The organism is Bacteroides sp. Marseille-P3684 (genome assembly GCF_900291465.1).
In the GTDB taxonomy this organism is placed as follows: Bacteria; Bacteroidota; Bacteroidia; order Bacteroidales; family Bacteroidaceae; genus Phocaeicola_A.
Genome location: NZ_LT985808.1, coordinates 131,479 through 150,463, shown reverse-complemented (window position 1 = coordinate 150,463; position 18,985 = coordinate 131,479). Strand labels below are relative to the sequence as shown.

The window sequence follows — 18,985 nt, the reverse complement described above, 5'->3', positions numbered from 1 at the left end:
GACAAATGATGAAACAGACTATAATGAAATACCTGGCATGTGCCGGCATGGTGTGCTCGCTGGCGGCATGCGACGACTGGCTGGGCAACCAGCCCAAGGGCGAGATGATCCCCGAGACACTCAGTGACTATCAGATGTTGCTCAACGGTCAGTCTCTTTATCGTTCGCTCGACGTGTATCCCTTGTTCTTCACCGACGACATCCGTCTCACCGGACGGGGCGAGATCCAGAACACGAACGCTTCGACCGGGGCGGTGACCAACTATACTTCTTTCGACTACATGGACAAGAGCCAGGAGATGCGCAACGCCTATTCGTTTGCCGAGGGCGACATCTTCCTGCCCAGTGACGACGACGCCATCTGGAACGATGGTTATGAACACATCTTCACCTACAATGCCATCATCAACAACGTGCTTGCCACGACCGACGGCAAGGATACGGACCGGAAGCGCGTGTGGGGCGAGGCGCTGGTAGGGCGTGCCTTCGAATACCTGAATCTGGTCAATCTCTACGGCAACCATTATGACGCCGAGACGGCCGACACGGACTATGGCGTGCCTCTGGTGCTGAGCGAGGTGATGACGGGTGAACAATATCCGCGTGCCAGCGTGGCGGAGGTCTACCGTCAGATAGAGGAAGACCTGAATGAGGCGGTGCCCTGTCTCGCCAAGGTGGTGAACCATCCGTTCGCTCCCAGCCAGAGTGTAGGCCAGGCGTTCCTCTCACGGATGTACCTCTACATGGGCCGCTATGAGGAGGCACTGACGAATGCCAATGCTGCGCTGGAGTCCAACTCTTACCTCATCGACCTGACGGAATATGAGGTGCTCGACCACGGCACGTTCGGGCGTATCGTCCGCAGCGACAACGGCGAGGAGTATCCCGACCCGCAGGACAATGACGAGAACATCTATACCCGTACGCCGAACAACACTTCCTACCTCTTCGCCGTAGTGGCGGCTTCCGACGACTTGTTGGAGACCTTCCGCAAGGACCTGACGGAGGGGCAGGCAGACATGCGTAAGGAGTTGTACTACTGCACCGACTCGTGCGACCGTACCATTAACGGTGGACGTCCTGACTACTTCCGCGGCTTTACGACCTACATGCCGTATGTCGACATGAACGTGGGTCTGGGGACGCCGGAAATCTACCTCATCGCAGCCGAATGTGAAGCCCGTGTAGGCGATGTCGACCGTGCTCTGGAGCGTCTGAACACCCTGCGTGACAAGCGCATCCGCAACAATGTGCACTATGCCACACCGACGTCGCTGTCGCGTGAAGAGGTGCTCCGCCTGGTCATCGACGAGCGCCGTCGTGAGTTCGCTTTCGTAGGCCTCTACCGTCTCATCGACCTGAAGCGGATGAACCGCGAGTCCTGGTTTGCGAAGACCATCACCCACACTGCTGGAAACGATGGTTCCTGGACGCTTCCACCCAATGACCCGCGTTACATCTTCCCCGTACCGGAACGCGTCATCAGCTTCAACCCCATGCCGGAGTATGACCGCTGACGTCTGAGGAAGACCGAAGGCGATTGATGCACAAAGGCGTAAAGTCACCGGACCGGATGTATGTCCGTTCCGTGTCTTTACGCCTTTGGTATGTTTCAAAGCCTCTGACTGTCGAGTTCCCTTCCGTTTCCCAGACTTTATCGCGGCAAACACAAGTGCTCGATTCACCAAACACATTGGTTTGACTCACCAAACACAAGTGTTTGACCTGACAAACATAGTAGTTTGATGGACCAAAGTATTATACTTAGGCACCCTAAGTATAATACTTAGGTGGTCTAAGTATAATACCTTTCTAAGCTAAGTATAATACTTTGACAGGCTGAGTATGATACTTACCTATATCAAACCAATGAGTTTGTCAGGTCAAACGCTTGTGTTTGTCCGTTCGAAGGCTTGTGTTTGCTTGGTCAAACGCAAATGTCCGGAGGATGTAGAAGAATGATGGTACAGCTTCATCTCGGAAGAAGGAGATGGGCAAGGAGTATTTGGCAGAACGCCTTGCTGTGGCTACCATAGCTCTGGTTCTGTCAATAACTGCGACAGCTTGTCGCAGAATTCCATCATGCTCTGATACTTGTTTCATATCATGATTCCAGAAATAGATGAAATAATCGTCAATAAATAGAGGTATTCGGTAAATGTTCAAAAATATAAGATGGCATGTGTAGCTGAAGCTTTTCCTTTCATAAGACAAGTAGATGCCAGTACGTTTGTTCCAAAGAAAAGGGATACGTTGTCTGGCGACTGGACGTATCCCTTTTCAACTCATGACCTAAAAGATTTACGGAAGTGAGAATAGAAAGTATGCTAAAAAAGTAGTATGAGTGGTTGGAGAGATATATCTATTAGCTTCTTATTCTCACTTGTCTTATTGGTTGGATTACCTATTGAAAACTGTTGCCTCGCGGCAAGAGATTGTCTCTTTAGAACGAGAAGAGCAAACGTGCCTGAACGGTATGGATGTTCTTGTCGTATTGATATTTATCACGATCGAGGCGATTGTAGGTGTATTCCAATAACACTTGTGCGTATTTGTTGAATGAATAGTTGGCGCCAAGTGTTACGGAGTGCATGTTGCCACCACCGATGCTGGTAGATTTGGCAGGATAATCCTGTACTTCACCCGTCGGATAATACTGGTCACGTCCCGGTAAATAGAACTCACCGTCCTTAATGTCATTCATTCCAAGGTAATTGTAACGGGCAACGATTTCCAGTGAGCGGCCATCCCAACCTTTCAGCAAAGCTTCTCCATTGTCATACTTGTAGCCATTGCCGAAGATTTGGTAACCCATTTCTACGTATCCACCGTGGAAGCTGTTTGAAGCCAGGGGATTGCCTGCTTGCCATGATTCCAAGGTAGTCCATGACTGGCTGCCACCGAGCTGGTTCATGAAGAGAGTCATGTCGTCACGGTCTTTGGTGACGTGCTTGTACATGTATTCGCCCCGTGCAAAGAATTTGGGTGTACGGTAGAGTGCTTCAGCACCGGCATCAAACACATTCTTTGCCCAAGGAATTTCAGCACTTGCAAAGTGGAAGTCGTCTACGTAAGTCTGCATGGTAGAACCGAACTTCAGGTTGGTCTTCAATACATTGCCATCTTCTTCACCTGTATTGATACGTGCATAGCGGAAGGTCGCACCAACGTGGAATGTCTGGTCTTCGTCGTTCACCGGACGCCATAACCAACGGCCTCCGAAAGTCACTCCTTGATAGCCGTCCACTTGGTCATTGTACTTGTTTTCGGCAAAGACTCCCTGATTGAAGAAGAAGTTGTTGTTGTATGCTTTGTAGCTGACACCCAGTTCACGTCCAGCTGAAAGAGCATTTGAAGAGGCGGCACGTGAAATGAAGTGCAGACTGCCACGGCTGGTGTTGTTTGCCATGGTTGAAGGATTGTTGTAGTAACCAGCTTTGAACGAGTGGTTCCACATGTCTGTATCCTTCAACGTATATTGCAGGAAGATATTCTTTTGGGAGAACTTACCCTTGGAAAAATCGAAATCTGCATAGAAGTACCAGTTGTCGTATGTCATGGAGGTACGGATACGCGAGTCGGTGATAGCTACACCTGATTTCAACGGTGTGAAGTCCGTGTGGTAATAAGCGGCATCAGCCATGAAACGGGCACCGACGGTGAATTTCACCTTCTGTTCCTTGTTCTCGTATTTGATGACGGGGTTGGTATCGAAGTCTTGTGCTACGGCTGTGCCGGCAAGAGTCATAGCAACCAGGGTCGAGAATAATATATGTCTTTTCATTGTTTTTTGTCGTTTAAGAGGTTAGTATTCGTTACTTCACATATCCCAGTTTGTCCAAGAGCTGACGAGGATCGGGCACTGTCTGCACGGCGTCTTTGTTGCGTACGCCTTTGTCGATGAAATATTGCAGGGTCAACTCTGTACGGTTGGTGAATGCGCCGTCGAGATAAGGAGGTTCAAAGAGGGAGCCGCCTTCGTTGCCCCAGTTGTATTCACCGAAATACTTGCCCATCTGTTCGCGGGAGTCGAATGAATACGGGTGGTTCAGCATGCCGGACTTCTTGATAAGATAAGCTTGCCACGGAGCGTTCATTTCAGGATAGTTGTTGGGAGCACCGGCGATACTCGGACCGATGATGTGAGCTTTGTGCTGTAATCCCAAGTTGATGAAGGATGCATAACCTGACGGGGTGTCATAGATAAGGTCTGTTGCAGCCGTGCCTTCCCAGAAGAGGAAGCACATGGGAATTTTGCCTTGGAACACATCTCCTGTACGACGGAGGCTTTCCAGCGAGAAGGTTTGCAGGATAACGCGACCGTTGGTATTACCTACATTCACTTTACCATTCTTATAGAAAGCTGTTTCAGTTGAGGGCTTTTCGATGATGTTATAGTCATACTTTGCCAATTCCTGATAAACGTCTTTTTCAAAAGTTGTCGGGTTCAGCCATGATTCCTTGAACTCGATGTAGATACCCGGGCGGTTACCGCTGTCCACGTCATCATTGACATAGCTGAATGTATAGACCAGTTTGTCTCCTTCCGTGTAAGAGTTAGGGTCTCCGGTCTTTGTGATTGTATAAATACGTTCACCTGTACCATTCTCACGGTCCAGCTTTTTGCCTTTTGCATAGTTGATCAAGTCAGCCAGGGCCGAGATGTATTGGTGTACACCGCCACGTGCGGAGAAACCTGTACGACCCTGTTCGGGAGAAGCATCATTGAACCATGTGCCGGCATCCAGTGCCAACAGTTCTTCGTACATGTATGATTTGGCGTAGTAAGGAACAAATGCAGCTTTATCCTTCTCGATCTGAGCGTCTGCCTGTGCATCAGTCATTTTGTAGTGCTTTTTATAGAATGCACGCCGTACTTCAGTCGGGAAGCTCTCGCCGTATACGTCTTCAATGTCTGTTGTACGGCTGAGGTTGTCGTCATGAAGTGCCAGTACGACTCCGTCTTTTGAGCATTGCAAGTCTGCTTCCAGATAGTCGGCGCCCATTTCACGAGCCCAACGATAAGCAGCCTCAGTTTCTTCAGGAGTCCAGAATGTAGAGCCACGGTGGGCGATGACTGCCATGCGAGGGACATAGTCTCTCACTTTGGCCATTTCGTCGGAGATGTGATTCACTTGCACGCGGTCAACATCTTCGTAGGTGTTAGTAAAGTCTTGGTGTTCACAGGACGCGAACATAGCCATGGCAACACTGCAAGTGAGGCCTAAACGGATCAGATTTCCAAACATAGTTGTTGATATTAGATTGAATTAGTAATGCGTTTTTGGGGAGGGAGGGGGACGACGGTTGTCAGAATGCCGTCGTCCCGATTTGAGATTTATTTACCTTTAACCAGATATTGTTCTTCTTTATAGGTGAAACTGATAAAGAGGAAGGCGAGGGTACAAGCTGCCAGCATCAGGATGAAATACCAGTTCCATCCGAAGTGGTCGACAACGAAGCCGACGCAGATGTTTGCCAGGAGAGCTGTTCCGAAGAAGTAGCCGAAGAAACCGGTCAGACCGGCTGCTGTTCCTGCTGCATTCTTCGGAGCCAGGTCAAGCGCATGTACGCCGATGAGCATCACCGGACCGTAAATCAGGAAGCCGATGGCAATCAGACAGATGGTGTCGAGCATCGGGTGACCTGCCGGGTTGAACCAGTAGATGAGGATGAAGGCGGCTACCAGCACCATGTAAATCATCGTGGTGATGGCGCGGCGTCCCTTGAAGACCTTGTCGCTCAACCAGCCGCAGAGAATCGTGCCCGGGATGGCAGCAAACTCGTAGGCGAAGTAAGCCCAACCGATGTCCTTCAGGTTATAGCCTTTGACGTTCTGCAGGTAGGTCGGTGCCCAGTCCAGACAGCCATAGCGCACCATGTAGATGAAGGCGTTGGCAAAGGCGATGAACCAGAGTGTCTTGTTGTTCAGCACGTATTTGAAGAAGATTTCCTTCGTGGTGAGCACTTCCTCGCTCTTGGCGCTGTAGTTCTTCGGGTAGTCGTTGCGGTACTTCTCGATGGAGGGCAATCCGCATGACTGCGGCGTGTCACGAATCAGTGCATACGCGATGAGGGCGATGATGATGGCAACGATTCCGGGGAACCAGAACGTGCCTTCCTGCCAGCCGCCGAACCAGATGAGTCCGTAGGCAGCCATCGGGCCGACCAAGGCTCCGCCGACGTTGTGTGCACAGTTCCAGATGGACATCTTCGTGCCGCGCTCCTTGATGGAGAACCAGTGGGTCATGACGCGTCCGCAGGGAGGCCAGCCCATGCCTTGGAACCAGCCGATGCAGAATTGGAGGATGAACATCATGGCGAGTGAGGAGACACCGAGGGCGGTGCCCATCAGCAGGGTTGCACCGGCAGAGAGGAGCAGTCCCAACGGAAGGAACTTGCGTGCATCGCTGCGGTCGGACACACTGCCCATGAGGAACTTGGAGAACGCATAGGCGATGGCGTTGGCTGAAATGGCGATGCCGAGGGCGGCATGTTCGTAGCCCATTTCTTCCAGTTGGGGCATAGCCATCGTGAAGTTCTTGCGTACGAGGTAGTAGCCGGCATAGCCGACGAAGATTCCGATGAATACTTGCCATCGCAGTGCCTTGTAAGTCGAGTCGATTTGCTCTTTGGGCAACTCGGGCTTGTGAGGAGGAGGAGTTAGAAATGACATGGTATTAATGAGTTTATAGAGTGTTGAATGAATATTCGTCTGATGGTTCTTGTGTCGGGAAAGCACCTTACCGATTTGCCTGAATCGTGGCTTCCACATCGAGTGCCTCGGCCAGGATGGACACCGGGTTCATCACCGGGACGGAAGTCGACATCTCGATCTGCCACTTGCACGTCTCGCAGTCTGTTGCCACGTAGTCGAGTCCCAGCGATTCGATTTGGCGGAAGAGTGGGGCACCGATGCCTTGCGACGTCCGGTAGTTCTCTTTCTTGAATCCATAGGTCCCGGCAATTCCGCAGCACTGTGAGTCGAGCATCACGAAGTCGAGTCCCGGAATCATCCGCAGCAGCGACGTGGAGTAGATGGCCCATCCCAGCTTCTCCATGTGGCAGGCGGTGTGGTAGGCAACGCGCTTCTTGTAGTCCTTGCGGAAGACCAGCTTGAGCTTGCCCTCGTCGATGAGGCGGAAGAGGAAGCGGGTCGCCAGCTCCACACGGTCGCGCACGTCAGCATTGTCGATGTGGAGCAGGTGGGGATATTCGTCGCGCAGCGTGAAGATGCATGTCGAGGAGGTTCCGATGACGGGCATGTCCTGTTCCACTACCGAGCGGCGGATGGAGGCTATGTTGTGCTTGCCCTGACGGGTTGCCTGGTTGATGAGGCCGTTCGATATCAGTGCCACGCCGCAGCACTTCTCTTTCTCCAGCAGGTGTACGCCGTATCCGGCGGCATTCATGACCTTCACCAGGTCTTTGCCCAACTGCGGGTAGTTGTAGTTGGCATAGCAGCCGTGGAAGTAGCTCACGTGCTTGCGGAAGTTCTGCTGTTGTTCGGCAGCATGCTTGCGGTACCAGCTCTCGAACGTCTGCCGGGCATAGCTCGGGAACACGCGCCGGTGGTCAATCTTCAGGACGGAGTCCATCACTGCCTTTACCGGTTTCAGCTTCAGTGTCATGTTCACCAGCGGAGCCAGCGGGGTAGACATGCGGCCCACGAAATCAGTGTTGGCAAGCAACATGTCCCGCAGCTTGGGTGTGTCGGTGTTGTGCTTGATGCGTGCCGACTGGATGATGTCGCCGATGCGTACGCCCGACGGGCATGCCACCTCGCAGCGTTTGCAGTTCAGGCAGTATTTCAGTGACTTCTCGAAGAAGTCGGGGTCCTTCAGGCGAAGCCGTTCTCCATCCGGTCCGGCATGTTTGGGACCGGGGAAGTCTTCATTGAGCGGTACGACCGGGCAATAGACGGTGCACACGGTACACTTGATGCACTGCTCGAAGTTGTTTTCGCTGATGTTATATTGTTGCAAGTTCATGTCTTCCTCATTTATCGTTCAGTAAACTGTCTGCCACATGCAGGGCGCTCATGATGGATACGCCTCCGCCACAGCCTTCGTGCAGGGCGTTGTGACCCGAGAGCACGGACCCCACGGCATGCAGGTTCGTCAGTTCGACCCCCTTGCGCAGGGCACGGAAGCTGTCGGTGGTCATCACGCCGAAAGTCATGTAACGCTGCGGAGCGAATACGTCAGCGTCGTACCATTTCGAACGGTCGGTGTCATAGAAGACGTCCAGGTCGAAAATCGGTTCGTAGACAGAGTCGGGGCGTGCGATGATGCCGCGGCTGAAGAAGCTGCCCGTGGCAAGGATATAGTGGTCGGCAGTAAGCCGTATGTCGGCGTGGTTGGTGGTGTAGACGGCTTTGACCTCGTTGTTTTCGATGTCGGCGCGGTCTACCGTGTCTCCCAGCATGAATGTTCCTCCCAGATGGACGAAGTGCTTCGTCAGCTGTTGTTGCATCCGGATGCCCGGCACCGAGGGGGGCATGGTGGCAAGCGGACACAGCGGTTTGCCCAGTTGTTCCTTGAGGTACTCCAGCGGAGCGGGGGATGAGAGTCCGAAGACTGCCGGCATCACCACGGCATCAGCCTCTCCGCAATGCGGTTTCAGTTCACGGAGCAGCTCGTCGATGTGTCCGGTGGAGTCGAATGTGCGTGCAATGTTGGCAGAGCGCATTTCCGTCGGGTTGGAACGCAGCTTCTCGATGAAGGGGAGCGTCACTTGTACCGGAGTACAGGACACGCCTGCTTTCTCAAATTCATCGGCAATGAACTTCGTGTAGAAGTCCAGGAAACCGGGGAAGTTGACGAGGACCACCCTGTGCCACGGCAGGCGCGAAGGTTCGTCGAAGGTGACGAATTCATCCAGCGTGAGCCAGGTCTTTTTCATCGTCCCCATGGGGGTGAAGTGGTAGTGGTTGCGTGTGGCGGAGCCTGTGAGACCGATGCCGGCACGCTTCATCATTTCCGGAAATTCCCGGTCATAACGGGCTATGTTGTCCGCGCCGATGCGTGCGTAGGGGTGTGGTGATTCCAGGCGGCTCATAGCTTCCAGCGGATGTTCCACCGGAGTTCCGTCAGGCAGTGTCGCGAGCAGGTCGAACGAGCCGGATGAGAAATGCAGGGCACTTTGTCCCGTAGACACCATGGCACATTTGTGTCCCCCTTCTTGCAGGCGGATGCCACAGACCAGTCCGGCGAGTCCGCCACCTATGATGATAGTATCGAACTTCATGGTTTTACCTCCTTCTTATTGTTTCCCAACTGACAATTCCCTTCGTAGACCCATGCCGAGAACTGACTCTCGCGCAGGCTTTCACCCCATGCGACCGGTGACATGCCTTTCCAGCGTTCATTGAGGAAGTCCACCAGTTCGTGCTTGGCCTTTTCGGTACAATTGTGCGCCTTAGCCAACAGACCGGCAGCCCGGCAGGCACAGAGTTCGCCTTGACATGTTCCCATGCCGATGCGGGTACGGCGACGCAACGAAGCCAGGTCGGTTGCATCCAGTGCGCGGAGTGCATAGTTGGCTTCACCCACGCTGACGCCTTCGCATTCACACACGAGGCTGTTGTCGTAGGCGTCATGCAGGTCCATTTGTCGGGCGAGTTCTCCGTGGCGGCTTTCGGCGGCACGGTAGACGTTTCCGACAGGGTAGCGTTTCTCTTCTTCCTTCGTGAGGCGGGAGCCGGGCAATGCTTCGTCAGCAGTCCGGCAGACGGCATTCACGCCCAGTTTCTTGCATACGAGGTCTGTCGCCCATTCAGCCATCAGACGGTAGGTGACCAGTTTGCCTCCGGTGATGGTCAGGAAGCCTTCCAGCCCGTCGCGTGAAGCGTGGTCGAGCAGGACGATGCCCCGGCTGATGTTTCGTCCCGTCGGGTCATTGTCGGCAGCGACCAACGGACGGACGCCGGCATAGGCACGCAGGATGCGTGTATCTGCAAGGGCAGGTGCAAGCTTCTCGCCTTCGGTCAGCAGAAGGTCTACCTCGTCGGCGGTGACATGCATGTGGTCTATTTCTTCGTAGGGTATGCGGGTTGAGGTTGTTCCGATGACGGTGATGGTGTCGCCCGGAACGAGGATGTCGGCATCGGCAGCCTTGCGGCAACGGTTCAGCACCATGTTGTTCACGCGGTGTCCGAAGATGAGCAAGGCACCTTTGGCAGGATACATGTTCACGGTTACTCCTGCCAGTCCGGCGATGTGGTGCCCCCAGATTCCGGAGGCATTGACCACGATGGCTGCACGGAATTCCGTGCGCTCTTTTGTCTTGGAGTTATAGGTCTGCACGCCGACGATGCGGTCCTGTTCGCGGATGAAGCCGGTCACTTCCTGATAGGTCAGGGTGACGGCACCGTGTGCACGTGCATCCAGAATGTTGGCAATGGTCAAGCGGAAAGGGTCAATGGAGCCGTCGGGTACCTTGACAGCACCGGTCAGCGACGGGTTGACCGATGGTTCGAGGCGAATGGCCTCTTTCGGGTCGATTGCTTCGGCTTCAATGCCCGCCTTACGACAGCTCTCCACGAATTTGTCCTGGTAGGAGAGGTCGTCTTCGGGAAGGGAAATGAACAGTCCGCCGTTTTCCTCCACACAGTGGGAGGCAATGCGGCGTAAGATTCTGTTTTCACGGATGCACTCGGCAGCCGACTCTCCGTCGTTCACCGCATAGCGTGCTCCGCTGTGCAGCAGTCCGTGGTTGCGTCCCGTGGCTCCGTTGGTGTAGTCAAATCGTTCCAGCAACAGGACACGGAGGCCGCGCATCGCACAGTCACGTGCCGTTCCGGCTCCGGTGGCACCACCGCCAATCACGATGACATCGAATTCTGTTCCATTACCTGTTTTTCCCATAATCATTGCTTTCTATGATTTGTTGGTTTCTGTTTGTTTTCTTGTGTTGTTTCTATTTCGAAAGCAAAAGTAGAGATTATTTCTTTAAAACAAAACTTTTTTCCTTCTTTTTCGAAAGTGTAGATTCTACAAATATTTCTTGTTTTATAGGTAAATATGTGAGGTAATTTATTGTATAATAATAGAATAAGCAGAGACTTATCAAAGCGGAGTATGTTTTAAAACATAATTTCACAAGTGATATTTCGAAATGTTTTCGCTTTCGTTGTTTTGTTGGGATGCTTGTTCAGGGCTTTTATGAAAGTAAGATTGCGAAACGGGGAAGCAGTTTGGGATGAGAGTATGCAAAAAACAGAAGGTGTGCCAACAATCCATTTCCGGGAACAGATTGTTGGCACACCTTCTCAATGTGTCTGGGTTTACAAGTCCGAAGTTAGAGTTGTTCGATGTCTTCTTTGCTAAGTTGGGTATATTTCATAATAATTTCAGTCGGTAATCCATCGGCTTTCATTCGGCGGGCTATGGAAATCTTCTCTTCGGCTCTACCTTTCTCCCTTCCGTTTGCTTCCGCAAAGCTCATGACGGCAAGATTGTCCCTATAAATCTTGATGCTCTCGTCGTACTTCATGCGGTCCTCTTTGGACAGTGCAGATATGTCGGTAATGTGTGAGATGCATTTGAACTTCTCATTGATCATTTTGATGAGTGGTGATTCTTCCATAGTGTGTCTTGGTTTGCAAGTCCGAAGTTAAAGTTGTTCGATGTCTTCTTTACTAAGTTGGGTGATTTCAGCAATTAATTCTGTTGGAAATCCTTTAGCTTTCATTTGGCGGGCTATGGAAATCTTCTCTTCAGCTTTACCTTCAGCTTTACCTTCGGCTCTACCCTCGGCTCTGCCTTTCTCCCTTCCGTTTGCTTCCGCAAAGCTCATGACGGCAAGATTGTCCCGGTAAATCTTGATGCTCTCGTCGTACTTCATGCGGTCTTCTTTGGACAATGAGGCGATGTCGACAATCTGTTCCAGCTTGTCGAAGACGGCTTGACGGGCTTTAAACGGTAATCTTTGTAAGGTCTCCATATTCTTTAATACATATATCCAACGTTCGAAATCGGTCTCACATTCATCTTCCTCCTTGGTGAAGGACGGCAGCTCCAGGAAAATCATGCGCATCCTGTCGCTGAACTGTTCATGGGTGTCGCGGTCAGCGAGGATGACGTCGGTCCGTAGTTTGTGGGCGGAGCCTTTCAAAACGAAGTTCATGAAAAAGACTCCATAGACGGCCTTGAGGTCAAACTGCCAGTGCATCCCGCGTTCTCCCTGGCGGGAGATGGTTCGTGACACATAATACAGGGCGCGTTCACGGAAGTAGGTCTGTTCGCGGTTCTGCATTTCCACAATAAACTGTTCCCCGTTTGTATCGGTACAATAGATGTCGTAGATGACGCCGCGTTGCTCCAGCATTTCCGGTAATACCTCCTTATCAAGGAAGGTGATGTCCTCGATGTGACGTTCGCCGACCAGCAGTGAGTTCAGAAAATCGATGAGGAGGTCTTTGTTGATTTCCTGACCGAAGATGCGTTTGAATCCGACATCTGTAAAGGGGTTGATGAATCTTCCCATGGCTTGTTAAGGTTTAGGGGTTNGACGTTCGCCGACCAGCAGTGAGTTCAGAAAATCGATGAGGAGGTCTTTGTTGATTTCCTGACCGAAGATGCGTTTGAATCCGACATCTGTAAAGGGGTTGATGAATCTTCCCATGGCTTGTTAAGGTTTAGGGGTTATTGGTTTGTATGCAAAAATAGGGATTTTAAGTTCATCTGCAAATTAAGAGCCTGTTTAAAATACAAAGTTGTTTCTGGGTCTGATATGCCGGAGCATGTCTTTTCGGTCTCTCCCGTTCGTTTTTATCCGGCAGGAGGAGGATAGATGAGATATTGCCGTTAGGGTTAATTAGCTAAAAATAGAAGAGCTTTCATTTGAAGGAGTCGGGAAAATGATTTTTCTTTGCAATGAAAGTATACCGTATTCGGGATGTTGCTATGAAAAACATAAGTCCTCATCCTTGCTAATTTAGAGATAGTACCTATGACAAAAGAAGAACGACATAATTTGATAGTGGACTATTTGTTACAGCATAACTCTGTATTGGTGAGCGAACTGGCCACGAAGCTGAATGTCTCGTCCGTCACCATCCGGAAAGACTTGACAGAGCTGGAGAAGGAGAAGAAGCTGTATCGGAACCATGGAAAGGCCATTTTAATCAATCCGTATATCAATGACCGGAACGTAAACGAAAAGGAAAAGTTTTATGTCGAAGAGAAAAGACTCATAGGTATTTGCGCCGCGAAACTGATTACGGCAAAGGACTCCATCCTCATTGCTTCAGGAACGACCATGCACTATTTCGCGCGTCAGATTCATGCGCTGGAGCATCTGACAGTCATTACGGCTTCGCTTCAGGTTTCGGAGATTCTTTCGCAGGACCCCGATATCGACATCATCCAACTGGGCGGACTGTTGCGCCACAGCAGTCTTTCGGTCGTTTCGAAATACGCGGAAATGATGCTTTCCAATTTCTCGTGCAGTAAGTTGTACATGGGAGTTGATGGTATCGACCTGGATTATGGCATCACTACGACGGACATGATGGAGGCAAACCTGAACCGCGTGATGATGCAGACGGCGCAGAAGACCATCGTGCTTGCGGACTCGTCGAAGTTCGGCAGACGGGGCTTCAGCAAAATCGGCGATATGGAGGAGGTGGACCACATCATCACCGACAGCCGCATCCCTGACGCAACGGCCAAGCGCATCGAGGAGATGGGCATCGAGCTGACCATTGCCGAGTGAGGCATGGAGCGGGTCAATAGGCTACCCGCCACTCTTTGACGCCTTTGTCATACACATTGACGCGGAGGCTGATGGAGTCTCCGTCCGTGAAACCATAAGATTTTAAGGGTGCTGAAAGATAGACGCGCCGCGGGAATGATTCGCGGTCGCCATTCTGGTTGTGTGCCAGGGTGAGGTAGAGCATCTTGTGTCCGTTGATATTCACCACGCTGTCTTCCACAAAAGCATAGCTGTGCGGTTTGGTCTGCATCATGGGTTGCACCACGATGTTCAGGTAGTTTCCGCCCCGGCTGACACTCTCCAGGTAGAGTGGGTCGGTCACCACCTTCATGCCTTCGTGAGGCTTGAAGGGCGGTTCGGCGTAGACCAGTGTGACGGAATAGACGGCTGTTTCCCCTTTCTCGTCAGGCAGACGGTACATCCCTACAGCCCGGTAGGTCGTGTCCGGTTGCAGTCCTTCGCCGGACAGACGGTTGAGCAGCGTAAGGGGAGATGAAGATGCATCCGGGTGTATGCGGTCAACAGTTGATTCCCCGTTGGTGTAGAGGTCCATGAAGTCGGTCAGGACATTCGGGTAAACAGAGTCGTCATCCTTGTCGCATCCGGAAAAGAGGCATGCGGCAAGGATGACGGCGAATGTGCGGAACGCGCTGCCGAAGTGGTTACTCAGCTTCATGGCTGACGGCGTTCAAATGGTTGATTAACGGGTTGGCATACATGGCCAGGATGCGGTCGCGCAGGAAGGCTTCGTCCTTGTTCGGCAACTCGATTTTTGACAGCTGTCTGTTGATGTAGTGTTCGAATGTCTGTTTCTCTTCCGGCGTGTAACGGTCGGTGAAACGAGATTCGTTCTTCCACAGGTCGTAGGCGACGTAGTTGCCCGGATAGAAGCGGTAGTTGAGATGAATGCTGCGGTCGATATAGTTGGACACTTGTGTGAAGAGTTCGCATTTGGGGCGGGAGGTATCCAGCGTGTCGAGGAAGTCGTTCAGGTAACCTGTCATCTGGAAGTGGACACGGCCCTTGTAGCCGAAGATGCCCGTCTGCATGTTGACCAGGTCATCTTGCGGTGTTTTCTTGTATTCCGGGTTATCGCGTTTGATTTGGAATTCCTGTGCTTTCAGGAAGTCGCAGGGGTCATATTCATAGGAGATGGAGGTCGGGACGATGTGCAGCTGTTTCAACCGGTCGATGAAGCTGCCTTCACCTCCCATTGACAACATCTTCAGTACGCTGTCCTGGGTGCGGTCGTTGGAGTCCTTGGCTCTGCCTTCCCGTTGGGCAATCCATACATTTTCATGTTTTTCAGAGATGGCATAGTGGATGTAGCGTGACATGCGCTGCGAAGATTCAAGCATCTGCCGCATGGTGAGCGCACGTTGCACGATGAACGATTTGTTGATGCGTACGATCTTTTTTATCCACGGATAGACCAGCAGGTTGTCTCCGATGGCAATCTCCACGGTGTTCATGCCGTTGTCGATGAGGAGCACCGAGAGGAAGGCTGCGTCGAGCACGATGTCGCGGTGGTTGGATACGTACGTATAAGATAATTTCTTATCAGGAAGTGACGAACAGTCTATGGTCAGGCTGTCGCAGTATTTATCGGCGATGCCTTTCACGAAGTCATAGCCGAAAGCCATCTGGAAGTCCAGGTTGGTCTTGCACTGCCGCATCTTGGCGGCAATCAAGTCAAACGGTGTGTCGGGATACAGATAGTTGACCACCATTTGAAATGCGGGATCAGCGATGAGCTCTTCAAATACCTGCGGAAGCTCTTCCGGCGCATACGGGCGGATTTCGTCAAATTCTGTAGGAATGTTCATAGTATAATCAAGTTTTGTGACAAGAGAAGAAGCTGCAAAGTGTCAGCTTCTCCTCAATGTCATGAGTCTATGTGCAAATTACGTAAATCTTTTTGTTATAGACAAGCGGGGGTTACATGTTATGGAATATAAATTGGGGTGTTTAGAATATATTAGGTCATGAGGAGGCCGACGGACGTTCCGTCAGCTGATGAACTTGTTCTCGATAATGTCTGTCAACACGTCTTTCATGTCAAGCCCGGCGGCACGCACCTGCTGGGGGATGAAGCTAGTAGCTGTCATGCCCGGTGTGGTGTTGACCTCGAGCAGGTTGATTTTGCCTCCTTCGGTGATGATGTAGTCCACGCGGATGATGCCTTCGCAGCCCAAGATGTCATAGATGGCGGATGTGAGTGTCTTTACGCGTCGGGTGGTGTCGTCATCGAGTCGTGCAGGGGTAATCTCCTGCGATTCGCCGTCATACTTGGCTGCATAGTCGAAGAACTCGTTTTTTGAAACCACTTCGGTGATGGGGAACACGACTTCTTTCGTCCGTGTCTTGTAGCAGCCGCAGGTAATCTCTGTCCCTGCCATGAAGGCTTCCACCATCACTTCGTCCGATTCGTGCATGGCTTTTTCGATGGCAGGACGGATTTGTTCGGCTGTCTTCACCTTGGTCACACCGAAGCTGGAGCCGCCCTCGTTGGGCTTGATGAAGCAGGGGAGTCCGATTTTTTCGATGACGTCCTGGTCGCTGATGTCAGAGCCTTTGCGCACGAGCAGTGAGTCCGAGATGCGGATGCCGAAGCCTTGCAGGTAGTGGTTCAAGGCGAACTTGTTGAACGTGAGTGCCGATGCCAGTACGTCGCAGGTGGAGTAGGGGATGTGGAGCAGGTCGAAGTAGCCTTGCAGCAGTCCGTTCTCGCCCGGTGTGCCGTGGATGATGATGTAAGCGAAATCGAAGGTTATCTTTTCTCCGTTCAGGAGGAAGCTGAAGTCATTGCGGTCGACGGCTGTCTTGTTGCCATCGGGAAGCACGGCTTCCCAACACAGTCCTTTCATTTCGACGATATAGACCGTGTATTTCTCTTTGTCCATAAAAGAGTAAAGTCCCTGCGCACTGCGGAGAGACACGGGGAACTCTGAGGAGTCGCCCCCTGCAACAATTGCAATTGTACGTTTCATAATGATGTGGTAGGATTGAAAGTCGGATTAAAGTTCCCGGTTGCCGATGTAGGCACGCCACTTCTCCAGCAGGAGGGTCATGTCGTCGGGCAACTCGGAAGTGAAGAACATCTGTTCGCCGGTACGCGGATGGACGAAGCCCAGGGTCTTGGCATGCAATGCCTGACGGGGACAGGTCTCGAAGCAGTTGGCGACGAACTGTTTGTATTTGCTGAAATGGGTCCCCTTCAGAATCTCGTTGCCGCCGTAGCGCTCGTCATTGAAGAGCGGATGCCCGATGTGTTTCATGTGGACACGTATCTGGTGGGTACGTCCCGTCTCGAGGACGCACTCGACGAAGGTGACATAGCCCAGGCGTTCCAGCACGTGGTAGTGTGTCACGGCATGCTTGCCGATGGCAGGGTCCGTTGAGACAGCCATCTGCAGGCGGTCCTTCGGGTTGCGTGTGATGTTGCCTTCGATGGTTCCGTTGTCGGCATCGAGGAGTCCCCACACCAGGGCGTTGTATTTCCGTTGGGTGGTCTTGTTGTAGAACTGGAGGCCGAGGTGTGTCTTGGCGTCCGGGGTCTTTGCCACGACAAGCAGCCCCGAGGTGTCCTTGTCGATGCGGTGTACCAGACCGACAGCAGGGTCATTGGGGTCATAGTCTGGATTGTCGCGCAGATGCCAGGCGATGGCATTGACCAGGGTGCCGTGATAGTTGCCGCAGCCGGGGTGTACGACCAGTCCTGCCGGCTTGTTCACCACCAGCAGGTCATCGTCTTCATATACAATGTCAAGGGGAATCTCTTCGGGGATGATGTCGTTGTTGTAGCGCGGACGGTCCATCATGACGGTGAGCACATCGAGTGGCTTCACCTTGTAATTGCTCTTCACGGGCTTGCCGTTCGCCATCACATAGCCGGCATCGGCGGCCTGTTGGATGCGGTTGCGGGAGGAGTTCACCAGCCGTTCGAACAGGTATTTGTCGATGCGTACGGGCGACTGCCCTTTGTCCACGACGACCCTGAAATGTTCGTAGAGCTCTTGCGGACCGTCACCCACCGGCTCGATGTCATCGAGCGAGTCCTCCAGTTCGTCTATATATTCTTCTGCCATAGCTGATTAAAACCAAGACTCATCCTCGCGTGCAGGAGCGTCAGCCTCTGCCGGTGTGTTTCCGTTCTCGTTCATGTCCACATCGAGCGAGTCGCTGACGGCGACTTCAGCATGTCCGCCGACGACCAGTGTCAGCGCGGCACCGACGGGGACTTTGTCTCCCGGACGGAGGTTGGCTCCCCGGTAACGGACGCCATACACCCAATCCTTCTCACCGGATATATAGGCGTTTTCCGTCAGTTGGAAACCGGCAGCCAGGATGCGTGCCTGAGCCTCGCGGAGCGAACTGTTGTCGATGACATCCGGGATGACCCGTGTGGGAGTCCGGTGCGTGCAGATGGTCAGGTAGACCTGTCGTCCCTGCTTGACCCGTGCACCCGGTATGGGCTTCTGGTCCACCACCGAGCCTTGAGGCATGTCGGGGGCATAGCAGGAATCTACGATGGCAGGCTCCAGCTGGCTTGCCGTCAGTGTCTGCACGGCTTTCTGGGAAGTCATGCCCTGTACGTTGGGCACGCTGATGCTTTCGCCGTGATGGGTATAGAGGTCGATTCCTTTCAGCGCACCATAGATGACCACCAGCACGAACACCACCATGCCGAGGATGTTGAGCCAGAAGATGCGGTTCTTCTTGAAAGAAAAGAATTCTTTGATTGTCATAAATTCAATGAATTGAGTATTTGTCGGCAAAGATAGGACAAAAAACACAAGCAACGTCTATCCGTCCTCTACATTTTATATATAAGGTAAGGATATACAAAAAGAGCATCCGGACGCAGAGTCCAAATGCTCTCTTGTAAGTCTTTAAGCGAAGAACGGTTAGCGCTTGCAGCCGTTGTATTCGTCAGATACGGTCAGTTTCTTGCGACCTTTTGCACGACGTGCAGCCAACACGCGACGGCCGTTAGCCGTAGCCATTCTCTCACGGAAGCCGTGTTTGTTCTTTCTTTTTCTGTTAGAAGGTTGGAATGTTCTTTTCATTGCTATATTCTTTTATTGTTATTATTCAAGTCCTAACGATTCGGGCTGCAAAAATAGAGACTTTTTTTAAATAAACCAAGCCGATAAGTCATTTTTGCTCAAATCTTTTGCGCTTTCTCCCGATTTAGCTTACTTTTGCAGCCGAAACATGTAGCGACTGTCCGGTTCCGTGGAATGGAATCTTCTGACAGTACCTG

At 52.1% G+C, this 18,985-nt stretch carries 16 protein-coding genes and 1 pseudogene; 2 read left to right on the top strand and 15 right to left on the bottom strand.

Annotated elements, in window-relative coordinates; genetic code table 11:
• Window positions 1–5: 5 nt before the first annotated feature.
• Entirely contained in the window at window positions 6–1,517 is a 1,512-nt protein-coding gene (locus C8275_RS00575) for a RagB/SusD family nutrient uptake outer membrane protein (RefSeq protein ID WP_106483684.1), read from the top strand.
• Window positions 1,518–2,443: 926 nt separating this feature from the next.
• On the opposite strand, the gene C8275_RS00565 is transcribed toward C8275_RS00575, so the two are convergent.
• From C8275_RS00565 to C8275_RS00525, 9 genes and pseudogenes are all read right to left on the bottom strand, one after another.
• Window positions 2,444–3,784: an outer membrane insertion signal domain protein gene (locus C8275_RS00565; protein ID WP_022384854.1), complete on the bottom strand. Its 1,341-nt coding sequence runs from the start codon at window positions 3,782–3,784 to the stop codon at window positions 2,444–2,446.
• A 31-nt stretch (window positions 3,785–3,815) separates the two neighbouring features.
• Entirely contained in the window at window positions 3,816–5,249 is a 1,434-nt protein-coding gene (locus tag C8275_RS00560) for a glycerophosphodiester phosphodiesterase family protein (protein WP_106483682.1), read from the bottom strand.
• An 89-nt stretch (window positions 5,250–5,338) separates the two neighbouring features.
• Window positions 5,339–6,676, bottom strand: coding sequence for a glycerol-3-phosphate transporter (glpT, locus tag C8275_RS00555; protein ID WP_022384852.1), 1,338 nt, complete (start codon window positions 6,674–6,676; stop codon window positions 5,339–5,341).
• Window positions 6,677–6,743: 67 nt separating this feature from the next.
• The gene (gene glpC, locus C8275_RS00550; protein ID WP_106483681.1) at window positions 6,744–7,991 is read right to left on the bottom strand and encodes an anaerobic glycerol-3-phosphate dehydrogenase subunit GlpC; all 1,248 of its coding nucleotides are present in this window, start codon (window positions 7,989–7,991) and stop codon (window positions 6,744–6,746) included.
• 7 nt (window positions 7,992–7,998) lie between these two features.
• The gene (gene glpB, locus C8275_RS00545) at window positions 7,999–9,249 is read right to left on the bottom strand and encodes a glycerol-3-phosphate dehydrogenase subunit GlpB (RefSeq protein WP_106483680.1); all 1,251 of its coding nucleotides are present in this window, start codon (window positions 9,247–9,249) and stop codon (window positions 7,999–8,001) included.
• Window positions 9,246–10,868 (bottom strand): anaerobic glycerol-3-phosphate dehydrogenase subunit A, encoded by a 1,623-nt coding sequence (glpA, locus tag C8275_RS00540; RefSeq protein ID WP_106483679.1) that lies wholly within the window; start codon window positions 10,866–10,868, stop codon window positions 9,246–9,248. The genes glpB and glpA overlap by 4 nt, the downstream gene beginning before the upstream one ends.
• Before the next feature lie 433 nt (window positions 10,869–11,301).
• Complete coding sequence (locus tag C8275_RS00535) at window positions 11,302–11,589, bottom strand: hypothetical protein (RefSeq protein WP_234395673.1); 288 nt, start codon at window positions 11,587–11,589, stop codon at window positions 11,302–11,304.
• 27 nt (window positions 11,590–11,616) lie between these two features.
• Entirely contained in the window at window positions 11,617–12,489 is an 873-nt protein-coding gene (locus C8275_RS00530; protein ID WP_106483678.1) for an Rpn family recombination-promoting nuclease/putative transposase, read from the bottom strand.
• Window positions 12,490–12,510: 21 nt separating this feature from the next.
• Window positions 12,511–12,627: pseudogene (locus C8275_RS00525) on the bottom strand (PD-(D/E)XK nuclease family transposase); the annotation flags it as partial.
• A gap of 327 nt (window positions 12,628–12,954) precedes the next feature.
• On the opposite strand from C8275_RS00525, the gene C8275_RS00520 reads away from it, so the two are divergent.
• A complete protein-coding gene (locus tag C8275_RS00520; RefSeq protein WP_022383603.1) occupies window positions 12,955–13,719 on the top strand; it encodes a DeoR/GlpR family DNA-binding transcription regulator in 765 nt (254 codons plus the stop codon).
• Between the two features lie 13 nt (window positions 13,720–13,732).
• On the opposite strand, the gene C8275_RS00515 is transcribed toward C8275_RS00520, so the two are convergent.
• The 6 genes from C8275_RS00515 to rpmH all read right to left on the bottom strand — a co-directional run bounded on the left by C8275_RS00515 (window position 13,733) and on the right by rpmH (window position 18,788).
• Window positions 13,733–14,395 (bottom strand): NigD-like C-terminal domain-containing protein, encoded by a 663-nt coding sequence (locus C8275_RS00515; RefSeq protein WP_106483677.1) that lies wholly within the window; start codon window positions 14,393–14,395, stop codon window positions 13,733–13,735.
• Complete coding sequence (locus C8275_RS00510; protein WP_106483676.1) at window positions 14,382–15,545, bottom strand: 1-acyl-sn-glycerol-3-phosphate acyltransferase; 1,164 nt, start codon at window positions 15,543–15,545, stop codon at window positions 14,382–14,384. The genes C8275_RS00515 and C8275_RS00510 overlap by 14 nt, the downstream gene beginning before the upstream one ends.
• Before the next feature lie 183 nt (window positions 15,546–15,728).
• Window positions 15,729–16,709, bottom strand: a complete 981-nt coding sequence (locus C8275_RS00505; protein ID WP_106483675.1) for a D-alanine--D-alanine ligase — start codon at window positions 16,707–16,709, stop codon at window positions 15,729–15,731.
• A gap of 27 nt (window positions 16,710–16,736) precedes the next feature.
• Complete coding sequence (locus C8275_RS00500; protein ID WP_106483674.1) at window positions 16,737–17,807, bottom strand: RluA family pseudouridine synthase; 1,071 nt, start codon at window positions 17,805–17,807, stop codon at window positions 16,737–16,739.
• 6 nt (window positions 17,808–17,813) lie between these two features.
• Window positions 17,814–18,467, bottom strand: a complete 654-nt coding sequence (locus tag C8275_RS00495; RefSeq protein WP_022383598.1) for a PASTA domain-containing protein — start codon at window positions 18,465–18,467, stop codon at window positions 17,814–17,816.
• Window positions 18,468–18,626: 159 nt separating this feature from the next.
• Window positions 18,627–18,788, bottom strand: a complete 162-nt coding sequence (gene rpmH, locus C8275_RS00490) for a 50S ribosomal protein L34 (RefSeq protein ID WP_022383597.1) — start codon at window positions 18,786–18,788, stop codon at window positions 18,627–18,629.
• Between the last annotated feature and the right edge of the window lie 197 nt (window positions 18,789–18,985).

What these genes read in the sequence shown, in the direction of transcription:
- glpA (WP_106483679.1), bottom strand. Translation starts at nt 10,868, where the DNA reads ATGGGAAAAACAGGTAATGGAACAGAATTCGATGTCATCGTGATTGGC.
- C8275_RS00560 (WP_106483682.1), bottom strand. Translation starts at nt 5,249, where the DNA reads ATGTTTGGAAATCTGATCCGTTTAGGCCTCACTTGCAGTGTTGCCATG.
- rpmH (WP_022383597.1), bottom strand. Translation starts at nt 18,788, where the DNA reads ATGAAAAGAACATTCCAACCTTCTAACAGAAAAAGAAAGAACAAACAC.
- C8275_RS00515 (WP_106483677.1), bottom strand. Translation starts at nt 14,395, where the DNA reads ATGAAGCTGAGTAACCACTTCGGCAGCGCGTTCCGCACATTCGCCGTC.
- C8275_RS00505 (WP_106483675.1), bottom strand. Translation starts at nt 16,709, where the DNA reads ATGAAACGTACAATTGCAATTGTTGCAGGGGGCGACTCCTCAGAGTTC.
- C8275_RS00565 (WP_022384854.1), bottom strand. Translation starts at nt 3,784, where the DNA reads ATGAAAAGACATATATTATTCTCGACCCTGGTTGCTATGACTCTTGCC.
- C8275_RS00530 (WP_106483678.1), bottom strand. Translation starts at nt 12,489, where the DNA reads ATGGGAAGATTCATCAACCCCTTTACAGATGTCGGATTCAAACGCATC.
- glpB (WP_106483680.1), bottom strand. Translation starts at nt 9,249, where the DNA reads ATGAAGTTCGATACTATCATCATAGGTGGCGGACTCGCCGGACTGGTC.
- C8275_RS00520 (WP_022383603.1), top strand. Translation starts at nt 12,955, where the DNA reads ATGACAAAAGAAGAACGACATAATTTGATAGTGGACTATTTGTTACAG.
- glpC (WP_106483681.1), bottom strand. Translation starts at nt 7,991, where the DNA reads ATGAACTTGCAACAATATAACATCAGCGAAAACAACTTCGAGCAGTGC.
- C8275_RS00495 (WP_022383598.1), bottom strand. Translation starts at nt 18,467, where the DNA reads ATGACAATCAAAGAATTCTTTTCTTTCAAGAAGAACCGCATCTTCTGG.
- C8275_RS00575 (WP_106483684.1), top strand. Translation starts at nt 6, where the DNA reads ATGATGAAACAGACTATAATGAAATACCTGGCATGTGCCGGCATGGTG.
- C8275_RS00535 (WP_234395673.1), bottom strand. Translation starts at nt 11,589, where the DNA reads ATGGAAGAATCACCACTCATCAAAATGATCAATGAGAAGTTCAAATGC.
- C8275_RS00510 (WP_106483676.1), bottom strand. Translation starts at nt 15,545, where the DNA reads ATGAACATTCCTACAGAATTTGACGAAATCCGCCCGTATGCGCCGGAA.
- C8275_RS00500 (WP_106483674.1), bottom strand. Translation starts at nt 17,807, where the DNA reads ATGGCAGAAGAATATATAGACGAACTGGAGGACTCGCTCGATGACATC.
- glpT (WP_022384852.1), bottom strand. Translation starts at nt 6,676, where the DNA reads ATGTCATTTCTAACTCCTCCTCCTCACAAGCCCGAGTTGCCCAAAGAG.